Below are 15448 nucleotides of genomic sequence, written 5' to 3' on the forward strand. Positions count from 1 at the left end.
ATGAGGGCTGTGGGGTGTGATGCGCGGGAGCCTGCCCCATGAACCTGATGCCCAAGCTCGCCGCTCGCCGCGAGGCAGGGAAGCCCGTGCGCGCGGCGCTGATCGGCGCCGGCAAGTTCGGCTCGATGTTCCTGTCGCAGGTGCCGCATATCGAGGGCCTGGAGGTCGCGGTCATCGCCGATCTCGATCCCGAGCGGGCCAAGGCGGCCTGCCGCACCGTCGGCTGGGACGAGGCGCGGATCGCGCGGACGCGCTTCGTCGATGACGGCGCGCAGGCCGCACGAGCGGACGGCGCCGAGGTCGTGCTGGAGGCGACGGGCCACCCTGCCGCGGGCGCACGTCATGCGCTGGCCGCGATCGAGGCCAGGCGCCATGTCGTGATGGTCAATGTCGAGGCCGACGTGCTGGTCGGGCCGGTGCTGGCGCAGCGGGCGAAAGCGGCCGGCGTGGTTTATTCCATGGCCTATGGCGACCAGCCGGCGCTGGTCTGCGAGATGGTCGACTGGGCGCGCGCCACCGGCTTCACCGTCGCGGCAGCGGGCAAGGGCACCAAGTACCTGCCAGTATACCACGAGGTCACGCCGGACGATGTCTGGACCCATTACGGCCTGACGCCGGAAGCGGCCAAGGCCGGCGGCATGAACCCGCAGATGTTCAATTCCTTCCTCGACGGCACCAAGTCGGCGATCGAGATGGCGGCGATCGCCAATGCCTGCGATCTCGACGTGCCGGAGGCCGGGCTCGCCTTTCCGCCTTGCGGCGTCGACGATCTCGCCCATGTGCTGCGGCCGCGCGCGGTCGGTGGGCAACTGGAGCGCGACGGGATGGTCGAGGTGGTGTCCTCGCTGGAGCGCGACGGGCGGCCGGTCTTCCGGGACCTGCGCTGGGGCGTCTATGTCGTGCTGAAGGCGCCGAACGACTATGCCGCCGCCTGCTTCAAGCAGTACGGCCTGCCGACCGATGCGACCGGCCGCTATGCGGCGATGTACAAGCCCTTCCATCTGATCGGGCTCGAGCTCTCCATTTCTGCGCTGAACGCGGTGTTGCGGGCCGAACCGACCGGCACGACGCGCGGCTGGCGCGGCGATGCGGTCGCGGTGGCGAAACGTGCGCTCAAGGCTGGCGAGATGCTCGATGGCGAGGGCGGGTACACCGTCTATGGCCGGTTGATGCCGGCGGCCGAGAGCAGGGCGCGGCGTGCCTTGCCGATCGGCCTCGCCCATGGCGTGAGGCTCAGCCGCGACGTTGCTGCCGGCCAGCCGGTGACGGAGGCCGATGTCACGCTCGACGAAAGCCAACCGATCGTCTCACTTCGTCGTGAGTTGGCCGCAACGGCTTGGTGATCCGCGGCGTTCCCCTCTATCTCCGGTCAGGGGCCGAGTGGAACGAGGAGAGCGTGATGCTGCGATTGGGACTGGTGGGTTTGCTCGGAACGATGCTGGCGCTCGCGAGCCCGGCGCTGCCGGCATCGGCCCAGAAGCGCTATCCTTCCAGTGCCGGCGAGTTAACGGTCGAGACCGTTGCGACGGGTCTCGAAAATCCCTGGGGCCTCGCCTTCCTGCCGGACGGGCGCATGCTGGTCACCGAGCGGCCGGGGCGGCTTCGGCTCGCCGAGAAAGACGGCAAGCTCTCGCGGCCGATCAACGGGGTGCCGAGCGTTGCGGCGCGCGGGCAGGGGGGGCTGCTCGGCCTCGCGCTCGATCCGGCTTTCGCGCAGAACCGCCTCGTCTATCTCTCCTTTTCCGAGCCGCGCTCCGGCGGCAGCGGCACCAGCGTTGCGCGCGGGTGCCTGAACGAGCAGGGCACGGCGCTGACCGCTGTCGAGGTGATCTTCCGGCAATTGCCGGCGATCAATTCCAACCTGCATTTCGGCTCGCGTCTGGTCTTCGACCGGACGGGCGCGCTCTTCGTCACGGTGGGCGATCGCTACAGCCAGCGCGACCAGGCGCAAAATCCCGCCAATCATCTCGGCAAGGTCATCCGCATCAGGCCGGATGGGGCAACGCCGGCCGATAACCCGAAAAAGGAGGGTTGGGCTCCCGAGATTTGGTCGATCGGCCATCGCAACGTGCAGGGCGCAGCGCTGCATCCCGATACCGGGCAGCTCTGGACGGCCGAGCACGCGGCGCGCGGCGGCGACGAGGTCAACACGCCCAAGGCGGGGCTGAACTATGGCTGGCCCGTCATTACCTACGGCGTCGACTATTCCGGCGCGAAAATCGGCGAGGGCACGTCGAAGCCCGGTATGGAGCAGCCGCTGTTCTACTGGGACCCGTCGGTCGCGCCATCCGGCGCCGCCTTCCATACCGGCGCGGCCTGGCCCGCCTGGAAGAACTCGCTCTTCGTCGGGGCGCTGGCCGGGCAGATGCTGGTCAGGCTCTCGACCGAGGGCGAGAAGGTGACGGGCGAGGAGCGCCTGCTGACCGATATCGGCGCGCGCATTCGCGACGTCGTGCAGGGGCCGGACGGTTTCCTCTATCTGCTCAGCGACGATGCCGACGGGAAGGTGCTGCGGGTGAGGCCGGCCCGCTAGCTGCCGATCAGGGGCCGCAATCCCATTCGCGTTCGATGACGAAGACCTTGCGCGTGGCGAGGCTGCCATTGGCGTCGTAGAGGTCGCCGACATAATATTCGGTGCCGGCGGCGTCATGAGCGCTGCGCTCGACCTGGAGCGACCAGCCATAGCCGACCTGCTTGCCGCCCTGCCAGCTGCGATGGACAGCGCTTGCCGAGGGACCGGAGAGGATGCGCGCCTTGTCGTCGCTGGGACTGCAGGTCGGGCCGGCGAGGGCTGCGGTGGGGGCGAGCACGAGGCCGCAGAGAAGCAGTGCCGTCTTTTGCAAGGCAGTCGTCCTGTCGAAGGGAAAGTGACGCGTGGCGCTCAGGCCTTGGCGTGGAAGATGAAGAAGGCGCCGGCCGCGATCAGGGCGAAGCCGACGGCATGGCTCCAGGTCAGCGATTCCTTGAGCCAGAACACCGAGAAGCCGGCGAAGACGGTGAGCGTGATCACCTCCTGCATCGTCTTCAGCTCGGCGGCGGAATAGACGGCGGAGCCGATGCGGTTGGCGGGCACGGCCAGCATGTATTCGGGCAGCGCAATCATCCAGCTCGCGAGGATGGCGAGCCAGATCGCGGTGCTCTTGTAGCTGAGATGCCCGTACCAGGCGAAGGTCATGAAGATGTTCGAGCCGAACAGCATCACGATCGGCAGGAGATGGGCCATGGAGAGCGAGGGCATGCCGGTAGCCTTCTTCGCGATGGTGTGGAGGTGCTTGGGCGTTCAGCCGAAACGCAGCTTCATGGTGATGATGGCCAGCACGAGCAGCAGGGTCAGCGCATTGGCGACGATGACCGGCCAGGACAGGATCTGGACGCCGTAGACCAGCCAGAGCACCGTCCCGCATGCCAGCAGGATCTGCGTCCATAACGAGATGGCGCGGGCATCGCGCGTGCGCAGCGTGCGCCAGGTCTGCGGCAGCCAGCACAGGCTGGTCAGCGCGGCGGCGACGAAACCGAGGAGTTCGACGGAGAGGGGCACGGGGTGGGTTCCGGGTGAGGCCGCCTCCCATAGCGGGATTCGGTCGCGCATCGCCAGATGCGCCATGATTAACTTCCGTTAACGGCAACGCCCTAGTTTTGCGCAAATTCTGCGATTCGGTGGAGACCATGCGCGCAATCACACTGGCCTTGCCACTCATCCTCCTCGCCTCTGCCGCTTCGGCGCAGAGCGGCTTCCAGTCCTGCTTGGCCGGGTTGAAATCAGCGGCTGCCGCCAAGGGCGTCTCGGGCGCGACCTTCGATCGGGCCATGGCTGGCGTCGAGCCGGACATGAAGGTCATCGAAGCCATGAACAACCAGCCGGAGTTCAAGACTCCGATCTGGGACTATCTCGGCACGCTCGTCGACGAGGAGAAGGTGGCGGAAGGGCGCGCGATGATGCGCCAGCATGCCTCGACCCTCGCGGCGGCCGAGCAGCGCTTCGGCGTCGACCGCCACACCATCGCTGCAGTCTGGGGCGTGGAGAGCGATTTCGGCAAGGCGCGGGGCAAGATGCCGCTGGTGCAGGCGCTCTCGACCGGTGCCTGCCTGGCGCCGCGCCGCAACGCCTTCTTCAAGGGCGAGCTGATCGCGACGCTGCAGATCATCCAGCGCGGCGACGTCCGGCCCGAGCGGCTGTTCGGCTCCTGGGCCGGCGCCTTCGGGCACACCCAGTTCATCCCCTCGACCTATCTGAGGCTTGCCGTCGACGGGGATGGCGACGGACGGCGCGATCTCGTCGATTCGATTCCCGACGCGCTGCATTCGACCGCGAATTTCATGGACAAGGCCGGCTGGGTCACGGGCGCGACCTGGGGCTATGAAGTCCGCGTTCCCAACGGTTATTCCGGTCCGACCGGGCGCAACCCCAAGCAGCCGGTGTCGAGCTGGGCTTCGCGCGGCATCGTCAAATATGACGGCTCGGCGCTGACGGGCTCGGGCAATGCCGGGCTGCTGATGCCGGCGGGGCGCAACGGCCCAGCCTTCCTCGTCTTCAAGAATTACGACGCCGCCTACAGCTACAATGGCGCGGATTCCTACGCGCTCGCCATCTCGCTGCTCTCCGATCGCCTTCGCGGGCGGCCGGGCGTGCAGGGCGCCTGGCCGACCGACGACCTGCCGCTCTCGCGCGAGCAGCGTCGCGAGCTGCAGCGCCTGCTGATCCAGCGCGGCTACAATGTCGGCGAGCCGGACGGCGCTGTCGGTTCGCTGACCCGCGCCGCGATCAAGGAGATCGAGGCGAAGATCGGCATGCCGCAAACGGGACGGCCCGGTGAGAAGGTGCTGCGCGCTCTGAAGGGCGGGCGGGTCTGACCGCGCAGAAAACGGGTGGCGTATGCTGCTGCGTTGGATGAATGGCTTGGTCATCCCGGACAAGCCGCGATAGCGGCGCCGATCCGGGATTCATGCCTGAACCGGTCCGGCATGGATCCCGGGTCTCCCTTCGGTCGCCCGGGATGACCTGCGTTTCATTCGGAGAACTCATGCGCCGCCTGATTTCCACCGGTTCGCCCTTCGAGCGCAGCTTCGGCTATTCGCGCGCCGTGATCGATGGCGATCTCGTCTTCGTCTCCGGCACGACCGGCTACGACTACACCACGATGATCCTGCCCGACGATCCGGCCGAGCAGGCGCGCAACATCTTCCGCACGATCAGCACCGTGCTGAAGGAGGCGGGTTCCTCACTCGCCCAGGTCGCGCGGGCACAGTATTTCGTCACCGACCGCAGCTATTGCGAGCCGGTGCTCGGCGTTTGCGGCGAGTTCTTCCGCGAGATCAGGCCGGCCGCCGGCATCTATGTCGTGTCCGGGCTGCTGAAGCCCGAGATGAAGGTCGAGATCGAGGTCACGGCGCGCCTGCCGAAGGCCTGACATCGCCACGCTTCGTACAGGGCAGGGCTGCATCGCGGCGCTTGCGCGCGTCGCCTTGCGCCCGTAATCACCCGCCAACGCAAACACGCGAAGGCGAGGCGACGATCATGGCGACCCACAAGCTCCTGCTGCTCCCCGGCGACGGCATCGGCCCCGAGGTGATGGGCCAGGTCGAGCAGATCGTCTCCTGGTTCGGCAAGCAGGGCCTCGGCTCCTTCGAGATCGAGAAGGGCCTTGTCGGCGGCGCCGCCTACGACGCGCACAAGCAGGCCATCTCCGAAGGCGACATGAAGCTGGCCGAGGCGGCCGACGCCGTGCTGTTCGGCGCGGTCGGCGGCCCCAAATGGGCTGACGTGCCCTATCAGCATCGCCCGGAAGCCGGCCTGCTGCGCCTGCGCAAGGATCTCGGCCTGTTCGCCAACCTGCGTCCGGCGATCTGCTACCCGGCGCTGGCCTCTGCCTCCTCGCTGAAGCCGGAGGTCGTCGAAGGCCTCGACATCCTGATCGTGCGCGAGCTCACCGGTGGCGTCTATTTCGGCGAGCCGAAGGAGATCGTCACGCTGGAGGACGGCTCCAAGCGCGGCGTCGATACGCAGCTCTACACCACGCCGGAAATCGACCGGATCTGCCGCGTCGCCTTCGAGCTGGCGCGCACCCGCCGCAACAAGGTCTCCTCGGCCGAGAAGCACAACGTCATGAAGACCGGCGTGCTCTGGAAGCAGACGGTCACCGCGCTGCATGCCGCAGAGTACAAGGACGTCGAGCTGGAGCATGTGCTGGCCGATAACTGCGCCATGCAGCTCGTGCGCTGGCCGAAGCAGTATGACGTCATCGTCTGCGACAACCTGTTCGGCGACATCCTCTCCGACGTCGCAGCGATGCTGACCGGCTCGCTCGGCATGCTGCCCTCCGCCTCGCTCGGTGCCGAGGATCCTGCCACCGGCAAGCGCAAGGCGCTCTACGAGCCCGTCCATGGCTCGGCCCCGGACATCGCCGGCAAGGGCCTCGCCAACCCGATCGCGATGATCGGCTCCTTTGCGATGGCGCTGCGCTATTCCTTCGGCGCGGGCGAGGCGGCGGACAAGCTGGAGGGCGCGATCGCCGACGTGCTGGGCTCCGGCACCCGCACCAAGGACATCGCGGCTCCCGGCGCCAACGCCGTTTCGACCAGCGAAATGGGCGCGGCGATCATCAAGGCGCTGGAAGCGCGCGGCTGATCTTCCCTTCTCCGCTTGCGGGAGAAGGTGGCGCGTAGCGCCGGATGAGGGAAGGGTCGCGTGAGCGGCCCTTTCTTGTTTTGGAGAGGTTCTGCCCTCATCCGTCAGCGCTGCGCGCTGCCACCTTCTCCCCCGAGGGGAGAAGGGAAGTCGCGTCTCTCTCCCTCGTGAATTGCCGTGACCCCGCTTTCGTGGCCTAACGAGCCCATGGCATCGGACCGAAAAGTGGAAGCCACTTTTCGGGAGAATCCGATGCGATGACAAATCGCTCGATCACTGTTGTCGCGCCCGAACGGGCGCGCAGCGATCGAGCGAAAACGGAGTATGTCCGTCATGCTGATCAAGCGCCGTGCCGGCTGGGAAATGCCGGAAAGCCAGGCCACGCCCGAGGGCGTGTTCCTCAATCGCCGCCAGTTGATGACTGCCGGCGCCGGATTGATCGCGGGCGCCGCTTTGCCAAGTGCCGTGTCGGCGCAGACGCTCGATCTCTATCCAGCCAAGCGCAATGCCGCCTATGTGCTGGGCGTGCCGCAGACCGCGGAAAACGACGCGGCCAACTACAATAATTTCTATGAGTTCGGGATGACGAAGGACATCGTCGATGCCTCGCGGCGGCTCGCCACGCGGCCCTGGAGCATCCAGGTCGACGGTCTCGTCGAGAAGCCCTTCGAGATCGGCTTCGACGACCTCATCCGCAAGCTGCCGATCGAGGAGCGGCTCTATCGCTTCCGCTGCGTCGAGGCCTGGGCGATGGCCGTGCCGTGGACCGGCATCCCGCTCGCTTCCTTCGTCGCACTCGCCAAGCCGCTTTCGGGCGCGAAATACATCCGCTTCGAGACCTTCATGAACCCGCGCGTCGCGCCGGGGCAGAGCCAGCGCTGGTATCCCTGGCCCTATACGGAAGGGCTGACCATCGCGGAGGCCACGAACGAACTCCCGCTGCTCGTCACCGGTATCTACGGCAAGCCGCTGCCGACGCAGCATGGCGCGCCGATTCGCCTGGTCACGCCATGGAAGTACGGGTTCAAGTCGGTGAAATCGATCCGCAGGATCAGCTTCGTCGCCGAGCGGCCGAAGACCTTCTGGGAGGGTCTGCAGGCCTCCGAATACGGCTTCTGGGCCAATGTGAACCCCGCCGTGCCGCATCCGCGCTGGAGCCAGGCGAGCGAGCAGATTCTCGGCTCGCGCGAGCGGCGGCCAACGCAGATCTATAACGGCTATGGTGACCAGGTCGCTGGGCTCTACAAGGGGCTGGAGGGCGAGAAGCTCTTCATGTGAGGCAGGCGCTCGATGCGAGGACGGCACTCGGCAGGTTTCGGGTGCCGTCTCCTGCCGTCGCCGTGATAGACCTCATGTCATCCCAAGCTGGAACGACACGAGTCGAGCATGGCCAATCAGCATTTCCATCTGTTCGAGACCACGATCGGCCCCTGCGCCGTGATCTGGGAAGGCGAGCGCTTCATCGGGGCGCAATTGCCCGAGCGCGATGAGGCGCACGCTCGCAAGCGTCTGGAGCGGCGGTTTCCCGAGGCTGATGAGACGGAAGCCGAGGGCTTCGTCGCGGAAGCCGTCGCCGGCATCCGCGCGCTGTTCGACGGCGAGAAGCGCGACCTGTCGCATCTGCCGGTGGCGCTGGAGAACGTCTCCGACTTCAACCGCAAGGTCTATGAGGTCGCGCTCGCGATCCCGCATGGCGAAACCCTGACCTATGGCGAGGTGGCGCAGCGTATCGGAGATCCCGGCGCGGCGCGGGCGGTGGGCGTCGCGCTCGGCCAGAATCCCTGGCCGATCATCGTGCCCTGCCATCGCATCCTGGCCGCCGGCGGCAAGACCGGCGGCTTCTCGGCCGAGGGCGGTGTCGAGATCAAGCTCCGGATCTTGACCATCGAGAAGGCGCGCACCAGCGCCGAGCCCAGTCTGTTCGACGATCTGCCGCTGGTGGCCCGGCCCGGGCGGCACTGAGCGGTCGCTAACCAGCCCTGCAGCTTGAAATCGCGCAATGCCGCCCTTGCAGCGCCGCTGCTTGCGCGGCCGTGGTTGCGGCCTCTACTGTTTCGGCCTTTCCACCCTCACTGGGGACTGTCATGGCCAAACTGAAGCTTGCCATCATCGTGGGCAGCAACCGCCGCGAATCGATCAATCGCAAGCTGGCCCAGGCGCTTGCGAAGCTGGGTGAGGGCGCTTTCGACGTCAGTTTCGTCCAGATCGACGACCTGCCGATGTTCAATCAGGACCTGGAGTCGAACCGGCCCGAGTCCACCCTGCGCCTGAAGCGCGAGATCGAGGCGGCCGACGCGATTCTGATCGTCACGCCCGAGCATAACCGTTCGATTCCGGCCGTGCTCAAGAACGCGATCGACTGGGCCTCGCGCCCCTATGGCAAGAATTCCTGGGCCGGCAAGACGGTCGCCGTCACCGGCACCAGCGGCGGCGCCGTCGGCACGGCCGTCTCGCAGAACGAGCTGCGGATGATCCTGACCAATCTTGCCGGGGTCGTCGTCGGCAGCCAGGTCTTCGTCACCTTCAAGGACGATCTGATCGACGCCCAGCACAACATTACGAACGAGGCGACGCGCGGCTTCCTGCAGGGCTTCGTCGACAATTTCGCCAAGATCGCCGGCAAGCTCGCCGCCTGATCGAAGCGGCCATTACGGCATGCGAAAGGCGTCGTCTTCGGGCGGCGCCTTTTTCCGTTTGGCGATGCCGGAAAGAGCGCAGCCGGGCAAAGGCCGTAACATACAGGTAAAAAAAGAGCCGGCGTCCCCGAGGGGAGCCGGCTTTGAAAGTTTGAAACATCTGGCGAAACCGCCAAACATCTCAGAGGGGAACGGCTGAAACGAACTCAACGCCGGGAGGAGATTGCGGAGCCCGTTTCGAACAACCGTGAGTTCAATATCGGCCATGACCTGCCATTTTGCAATGCAACATATCTTGGGTCCGCCATGCGCATGATGCATGAACGAAGGGCAGATGGCGCTAATTTGAGCCTAAATGATTGAGAAATATGCGTTCATTGCAGGATGGGGGCTGCGCGGGAAAGTTGCAGGCCCCTTGGAAACCTAGCTTTTGTCCGCTGCTGAACAGTTTTCAGGCGAACCGTTCGATTTTGGCGCATGCGAGATGCCGATTTGGTCACAAAACCGCCAGAATCAAAACGGGCGCCGTGAGGCGCCCGATTCTTCCGCCGTGACGGCACAATTAGTAGGTCCAGCGCTGGGCTTTCTGGATGAGGAAGTCGCGGAAGACCTGGACGCGGGCGACCGACTTCATTTCCTCGGGATAGACCAGATAGCTTTCGAGCTGCGGCATTTCCGTCTCGCGCATCAATTGCACGAGCGGGGAGCCGGTCTCGATCAGGTAGTCCGGAAGCACGGCGATGCCAGCGCCCGAATCAACGGCCCGCTTCATCGCGGTGATGTTGTTGACCGTCAGATGGATCGGCCGCGGGTTGCGCTGGTCGCGTCCCATCGTGCCGAGCCAGTGCACCGCCGTCAGGTAGGACGGCGAGGTGCCGCCGAAGGACAGGATGCGGTGGTTGTCGAGATCGTCGTAGCTCTTGGGCTCGCCGAAGCGCTTCACATAGGCCGGCGAAGCGTAGACGTGGAAGTGCACGGTGAAGAGCTTGCGCTGGATCAGGTCCGGCTGCTGGGGCTGGCGCAGGCGGATGGCGATATCGGCCTCGCGCATCGACAGGTCGAGTTCCTCATCGGTGAGGATGAGCTCGACCCGGATGTCGGGGTAGAGATCCATGAATTCGGAGAGGCGCGGCGTCAGCCAGTGCCCGCCGAGGCCGCGGGTCGCCGTGACCTTAAGTTCGCCTGAGGGGTGCTCGCGCGTCTCGGAGAGTTGCGAGCGCGTGCGCTCCAGCCGCTGAGTCATCTCGCGGGCGGCGCGCCACAGCAATTCGCCCTGCTCGGTGAGGATGAGGCCGCGCGTATGGCGATGGAACAGCGGTGCGCGCAGCTCCCGCTCCAGCGCGCCGATCTGGCGGCTGACGGCCGATTGACTCAAGCCGAGAACATCGCCAGCTTTGGTGAAGCTGCCTGACTCCGCGACCGTATAAAAGATTCTAATGCGGTCCCAATCCACCGCGCATCTCCCCGTTATGCGTTTTTTGCATGATGGGGGATAAAGGCGTTGTGCGTCAACGCCTGTGTGACGGGGAGTCTCTGTTATTCGTCGTGAATCTGGTGACGCAACCCATCAGAGTCAGTGATGGGTTGCGCGAAAGCCTTCATTCCGCTGCTTCACGGCGGTCGAGCGCGTTGGCGGCGAGCCAGCGCTCGGCGTCGAGAGCCGCCATGCAGCCCAGGCCGGCGGCGGTCACTGCCTGCCGGTAATGCTCGTCGGTGACGTCGCCAGCGGCGAAGACGCCCTCGACATTGGTCCGGGTCGTGCCGGCCTCGACATCGAGATAGCCGGACTCGTTCATGGCGAGCTGGCCGACAAACAGCTCCGTCGCCGGCTTGTGGCCGATGGCGATGAAGACGCCGTCGGTCTTCAGTTCGCTCTCGGCGCCGGTCTTGAGGTTCTTCAGGCGCAGATGCGTGACATTGGGGGGCGTGGTGCCGCCGCAGATCTCGGCGATCTCGCTATCCCAGACCACCTCGATCTTCGGATGCTTGAACAGGCGCTCCTGCATCACGCGCTCGGCGCGCAGGTTGTCGCGGCGATGGACCAGCGTAACCTTGCTGGCGAGATTGGCGAGATAGAGCGCCTCCTCGACGGCGGTGTTGCCGCCGCCGACGACCGCCACCTCCTTGTTGCGGAAGAAGAAGCCGTCGCAGGTCGCGCAGGCCGAGACGCCGAAGCCCTGGAAGGCCTGCTCGGAAGGCAGGCCAAGCCACTTGGCCTGGGCGCCGGTCGCGATGATCAGAGCGTCGCAGGAATAGGTTTCGCCGCCATCGCCCCAGAGCCGGAAAGGACGCTGCGAGAGGTCGACGCGGGCGATGTGGTCGGAGACCATCTTCGTGCCCATGTGTTCGGCCTGGGCGCGCATCTGCTCCATCAGCCAGGGGCCCTGGATGACGTCGGCGAAGCCGGGATAGTTCTCGACATCGGTGGTGATCATCAGCTGGCCGCCGGCCTGCATGCCGGAGATCAGCACCGGTTCCATCATGGCGCGGGCGGCGTAGATCGCGGCGGTGTAGCCGGCCGGGCCGGAGCCGATGATCATGACGCGGGCGTGGGTATGGGCCATCGTCTCAATTCCTCTCCTGCGGGCGGGAGCCGCAGTCTCGATCCGTCAGATACGCCGGCGTGGCGCCGAAACAAGGGCGACCGGGTTCAGGCGCGCGTGAACTCCAGTGCAGCCCGATGGCGCAGCCAGCCTTGCCGTATCGCATCGGCTATGATCGGGGTTGAGTCTATCGGTTCGTAAGCCTCGCCTTCAAGGCGTCCACAGAAGCGATGCACAACGCCCTCGCGCTCAAGCGCCGCGACCAGCGCCGCGATCTTGGGATGGCCGCCGGTCGGCTCGAAAACCAGCACGGGCCGGCCTGCCGCCGCGGCCTCGCCGATCATGTTGGTGGAGTCGGCCGTCACCACCACCGCATCGGCATTGGCCAGCAAAGCGAGGAAGGGATTTTCGCCCGTGCCGTCCCACCACCAGCCGCCATGCCTGGCGAAGACGGCGGCGACGGCCGCCCCCAACGCGGATGAGGTTCGCCGGGAGGGCGAGCCCATGAGGCTTGCGCCCGAGCCGGCGAGCTCATCGAGCTGCCGGGCGAGGCGCTCGATATCGGCCGGCGTGAAACGGTGATGCCGGCTGTCGCCGCCGACGAGGACGGCGACGCGTGGTGTGTTCAAGCTCGCGATGGCCGGGGGCGGCACGGCGCGGGCGGCGGCGAGCTTGCCGGGCGTCAGGCGATGCGGCGAGGTGGTGGTGACCAGGACGTTGTCGCCGCGCAGCCTGTCATGGCCGGAGACCCAGATCAGGTCGGCGGCACCGGGGCCGGTGCGCGGATCCTTGAGGAACACGGTATAGGTCGCGCCGTTCGAGGCCTGCTTCAACGCGCGCAGATAGGCCACGGCGCGTCGGCCCGAGGCGATGGCGATATCGGGAAAAGGGGGCTTGAGCGGGCTCTCCGGCCGATCCGGAGCCTCGCGCGGGTCGATCGGCCCGCGCGGCATCAGCCAGGCCCAGGGCTTGCGCGGCTTCACCCGGCGGATCTCGGGGACGATGCCGAGCCGTTCGGCGACGCCCAGGCATTGCAGTTCGTCGCCGGCCTTGCCGTCGGTCAGGACCCAGACTTTCGGCTCCGGATTGTCGTGCATGGCGGTCTGGGCTCGTGGCATGCGCCTTGTATCGCCTGACGCCGCCGTCTACACCAGCGCGACCTTCACGCGAGGATTTTCGTGCGCCCCAAACTTGACGATATCGACCTGCGCATCCTGCGCGAACTCCAGGCCGATGGGCGCATGACCAATGTCGAGCTCGCCAGCCGCGTCGGCATCTCGCCGCCGCCCTGCCTCAGGCGCGTGCGCGCGCTGGAGGAGGCCGGGCTGATCCGCGGCTACCATGCCGATCTCGACGAGCGGAAGCTCGGCTTCGAGGTCGTCTGCTTCGCCTTCGTGCATCTGGCGAGCCAGGCGGAGGCCGATCTGGTTGCCTTCCAGGAGCGGATGCGGAACTGGCCTGCGGTGCGTGAGTGCTGGACCCTTTCGGGCGATATCGACTTCTCCCTGAAATGCGTCACGCCGGACCTGAAGGCCTTCCAGGACTTCGTCGCCGAGCTCACGGCGATGCCGAATGTGCGCAATGTCCGGACAGCGCTCGCCCTCGACCGGGTCAAGGACGAGCCGATCGTGCCGTTCGGCTGACGGCCGGCGTTCAGCCGGTGATGTAGCGCTTCACCCACCAGGCATTGTTGCGGGCCAAGGCCCTCAGGCGGAACCAGTCGGCCTCGGGCTGGGGCTGGAGCCCGGCGCCGGTGGCGGATTCCGTGGACCGGATCGGATAGCTGGCGAGCGGCCGGCCGCTGCGATCATAGAGCGTCGCCGTGCTTTCGAGGTAGTCCTCGTGGGCTCCGGTCAAGCCAGTGCCCCGCGTGCTGCTGGAGAGCCACAGGCGCCCGATGGTGACGACGAGCTTCGTCCCGGCGCCGCGCTGCAGCGACGGCCCGAGAATTTCGACCAGGGTTCGCTCCAGCTCGGTCTTCACCATCGGCAGATTGGGACCCCAGGCCTCCACGACCGAGGGCAGCGCATCGACGCGGATCGTGCCGACCGCCCGTCCTTGCGCGAAAGCGGGGGAAACCGCCGGCGCCAGGGCCAGCGCGGCAGCTCCGAACGCGGATGCCAGTGCCTGTCGACGGGTGATCATGGCCGGATCTCCGAAAAGCCTGTCGCCTCAATGTAGGGACGGACCAGCGATAGTCCATGGCTGGCGGTTGCGCGCGATCATGCGCGGGAGATGGTTGCCAAGCCGTGTCGAAATCCGGTCTATCGGGGCGGGGGAGGCGCGCCGGCACCGGCGCGACCGGAGGGGCACTGCCGTGGAACGCTGGCTGACCGAATTCGTGAAGCTCTGGGTCGTGATCGACCCGATCGGGACCTTGCCGGTCTTCCTGGCGGTGACGGCGGGACTGAGCGCCGCAGCGGCACGGCGCATCGCGCTGCAGGGCTCGCTCGTCGCCTTCCTCGTGCTCTTGTTCTTCGTCGTACTCGGCCAGGTCCTGCTGACGGCCATGGATATCGAGCTGAGCTCGTTCCAGATCGCTGGCAACATCGTGCTGTTCCTGTTCGCGCTGACGATGATCTTCGGCGAATCGAAGCTGGAGGAGGACCAGAAGCTGCTGCGCTCCTCCGATCTCGAAAAGGCGGTCTATCCGCTGGCGATCCCGAGCATCGCCAGCCCCGGCGCGATGCTGACGGTGATGACGGTCACCGATAATTCGAAATTCAGCCTCATCGAGCAGACCGAGACCGTGATCCAGATCGCGATCATCTTCGCGATCCTGCTAGGGCTGCTGTTCAGCGCCTCGCGGATCATCGCGGTGATCGGCAATGCGGGGGCGAGCATCATCAGCCGCGTGATGGGCCTGATCCTGGCCAGCGTCGCCGTGGACGGCATCATCAAGGCGATGCGAGTCGTGCTGGCGGGGTAGGGGGCGGTCCTGCCTTCTCCCCTTGCGGGAGAAGGTGGCCCGCAGGGCCGGATGAGGGGTCGCGCAGGTCGAAGTCATTGATGGGCGTCGGGGAGCGCTGGCTATGAGCGTCGCGAGACCCCTCACCCTAACCCTCTCCCGCAGGGGGAGAGGGGACATGGCGCGGTTCCGTTCTCTCAGCGGAAGACGACGCTGACGACTTCGTAGGACTTGCCGCCGCCGGGCGTGTTGACCTGCACGGAATCGCCGACCTTCTTGCCGATCAGCGCGCGTGCGATCGGCGAGCCGATCGAGACCTTGCCGGACTTCACGTCCGATTCCGGCTCGCCGACGATCTGGTAGCTCTTCTCTTCCTCGGTATCGTCGTCGATCAGCTTGACGGTGGCGCCGAACTTGATCGTGTCGCCGCCGGCGAGCTTGGCGATATCGATGATGTCGGCGCGGCCGATCAGCGATTCGAGTTCCATGATCCGGCCCTCGTTGAGCGACTGCGCTTCCTTGGCCGCGTGATACTCCGCGTTCTCGGAAAGGTCACCCAGCGCGCGCGCCTCGGCAATCGCGGTGATGATGCGCTGGCGTTGGACCTGCTGACGGTCCTTCAACTCGGCCTCCAGGGCGGCGAAGCCGCCCGCGGTCATCGGAACCTTTTCCATACCTTCCGTCCCATAAGCTCCGAAAGCGCGGCTCACCGGCGGCAAATCGACCGCCGGTTCCC

18 protein-coding genes are annotated in these 15448 nt (G+C 66.3%); 10 read left to right on the forward strand and 8 right to left on the reverse strand.

Annotated elements, in window-relative coordinates; all coding sequences use genetic code 11:
* The first annotated feature begins 38 nt into the window (after positions 1 to 38).
* On the forward strand, positions 39 to 1343 hold the full coding sequence (locus AC6RIC_RS09245; protein WP_499735950.1) for an NAD(P)H-dependent oxidoreductase: 1305 nt from the start codon (positions 39 to 41) through the stop codon (positions 1341 to 1343).
* 56 nt (positions 1344 to 1399) lie between these two features.
* Positions 1400 to 2533, forward strand: coding sequence for a PQQ-dependent sugar dehydrogenase (locus tag AC6RIC_RS09250; RefSeq protein ID WP_499735951.1), 1134 nt, complete (start codon positions 1400 to 1402; stop codon positions 2531 to 2533).
* 7 nt (positions 2534 to 2540) lie between these two features.
* Here the strand turns inward: AC6RIC_RS09250 and AC6RIC_RS09255 are convergent, their stop codons facing one another.
* From AC6RIC_RS09255 to AC6RIC_RS09265, 3 genes are read right to left on the reverse strand one after another with little or no spacing between them, the layout of a single operon-like run.
* Positions 2541 to 2843, reverse strand: coding sequence for a hypothetical protein (locus AC6RIC_RS09255; RefSeq protein ID WP_499735952.1), 303 nt, complete (start codon positions 2841 to 2843; stop codon positions 2541 to 2543).
* A 38-nt stretch (positions 2844 to 2881) separates the two neighbouring features.
* A complete protein-coding gene (locus AC6RIC_RS09260; RefSeq protein ID WP_336811229.1) occupies positions 2882 to 3238 on the reverse strand; it encodes a DMT family protein in 357 nt (118 codons plus the stop codon).
* Between the two features lie 42 nt (positions 3239 to 3280).
* Positions 3281 to 3604 (reverse strand): SemiSWEET family sugar transporter, encoded by a 324-nt coding sequence (locus AC6RIC_RS09265; protein ID WP_499735953.1) that lies wholly within the window; start codon positions 3602 to 3604, stop codon positions 3281 to 3283.
* A 62-nt stretch (positions 3605 to 3666) separates the two neighbouring features.
* On the opposite strand from AC6RIC_RS09265, the gene AC6RIC_RS09270 reads away from it, so the two are divergent.
* From AC6RIC_RS09270 to AC6RIC_RS09295, 6 genes are all read left to right on the forward strand, one after another.
* Entirely contained in the window at positions 3667 to 4851 is a 1185-nt protein-coding gene (locus AC6RIC_RS09270) for a lytic murein transglycosylase (RefSeq protein WP_499735954.1), read from the forward strand.
* 170 nt (positions 4852 to 5021) lie between these two features.
* On the forward strand, positions 5022 to 5408 hold the full coding sequence (locus AC6RIC_RS09275; protein ID WP_499735955.1) for a RidA family protein: 387 nt from the start codon (positions 5022 to 5024) through the stop codon (positions 5406 to 5408).
* A 107-nt stretch (positions 5409 to 5515) separates the two neighbouring features.
* A complete protein-coding gene (leuB, locus tag AC6RIC_RS09280; protein ID WP_499735956.1) occupies positions 5516 to 6625 on the forward strand; it encodes a 3-isopropylmalate dehydrogenase in 1110 nt (369 codons plus the stop codon).
* Positions 6626 to 6958: 333 nt separating this feature from the next.
* The gene (msrP, locus tag AC6RIC_RS09285; protein WP_499735957.1) at positions 6959 to 7903 is read left to right on the forward strand and encodes a protein-methionine-sulfoxide reductase catalytic subunit MsrP; all 945 of its coding nucleotides are present in this window, start codon (positions 6959 to 6961) and stop codon (positions 7901 to 7903) included.
* A gap of 108 nt (positions 7904 to 8011) precedes the next feature.
* Positions 8012 to 8587, forward strand: a complete 576-nt coding sequence (locus AC6RIC_RS09290) for a methylated-DNA--[protein]-cysteine S-methyltransferase (protein WP_499735958.1) — start codon at positions 8012 to 8014, stop codon at positions 8585 to 8587.
* A 122-nt stretch (positions 8588 to 8709) separates the two neighbouring features.
* Positions 8710 to 9261, forward strand: coding sequence for an NADPH-dependent FMN reductase (locus AC6RIC_RS09295; RefSeq protein WP_499735959.1), 552 nt, complete (start codon positions 8710 to 8712; stop codon positions 9259 to 9261).
* Between the two features lie 562 nt (positions 9262 to 9823).
* Here the strand turns inward: AC6RIC_RS09295 and AC6RIC_RS09300 are convergent.
* The 3 genes from AC6RIC_RS09300 to AC6RIC_RS09310 form a co-directional block, all read right to left on the reverse strand.
* Positions 9824 to 10714, reverse strand: a complete 891-nt coding sequence (locus AC6RIC_RS09300) for a LysR family transcriptional regulator (protein ID WP_079591033.1) — start codon at positions 10712 to 10714, stop codon at positions 9824 to 9826.
* A gap of 145 nt (positions 10715 to 10859) precedes the next feature.
* A complete protein-coding gene (gene trxB / locus AC6RIC_RS09305; protein WP_499735960.1) occupies positions 10860 to 11825 on the reverse strand; it encodes a thioredoxin-disulfide reductase in 966 nt (321 codons plus the stop codon).
* Positions 11826 to 11911: 86 nt separating this feature from the next.
* The gene (locus AC6RIC_RS09310; RefSeq protein WP_499735961.1) at positions 11912 to 12922 is read right to left on the reverse strand and encodes a mitochondrial fission ELM1 family protein; all 1011 of its coding nucleotides are present in this window, start codon (positions 12920 to 12922) and stop codon (positions 11912 to 11914) included.
* Positions 12923 to 12982: 60 nt separating this feature from the next.
* Between AC6RIC_RS09310 and AC6RIC_RS09315 the strand changes: the two genes are divergently transcribed.
* On the forward strand, positions 12983 to 13447 hold the full coding sequence (locus tag AC6RIC_RS09315) for an Lrp/AsnC family transcriptional regulator (RefSeq protein WP_454656037.1): 465 nt from the start codon (positions 12983 to 12985) through the stop codon (positions 13445 to 13447).
* Between the two features lie 10 nt (positions 13448 to 13457).
* On the opposite strand, the gene AC6RIC_RS09320 is transcribed toward AC6RIC_RS09315, so the two are convergent.
* Positions 13458 to 13949: a hypothetical protein gene (locus AC6RIC_RS09320; RefSeq protein WP_454656038.1), complete on the reverse strand. Its 492-nt coding sequence runs from the start codon at positions 13947 to 13949 to the stop codon at positions 13458 to 13460.
* Between the two features lie 172 nt (positions 13950 to 14121).
* Here AC6RIC_RS09320 and AC6RIC_RS09325 point away from each other — a divergent pair, with 172 nt between their 5' ends.
* Positions 14122 to 14733, forward strand: coding sequence for a MarC family protein (locus AC6RIC_RS09325; RefSeq protein ID WP_454656039.1), 612 nt, complete (start codon positions 14122 to 14124; stop codon positions 14731 to 14733).
* A gap of 176 nt (positions 14734 to 14909) precedes the next feature.
* On the opposite strand, the gene greA is transcribed toward AC6RIC_RS09325, so the two are convergent.
* Positions 14910 to 15386, reverse strand: coding sequence for a transcription elongation factor GreA (greA, locus tag AC6RIC_RS09330; RefSeq protein WP_047579718.1), 477 nt, complete (start codon positions 15384 to 15386; stop codon positions 14910 to 14912).
* Positions 15387 to 15448: the final 62 nt, after the last annotated feature.

This window comes from Allobosea sp. TBD101, assembly GCF_059817965.1.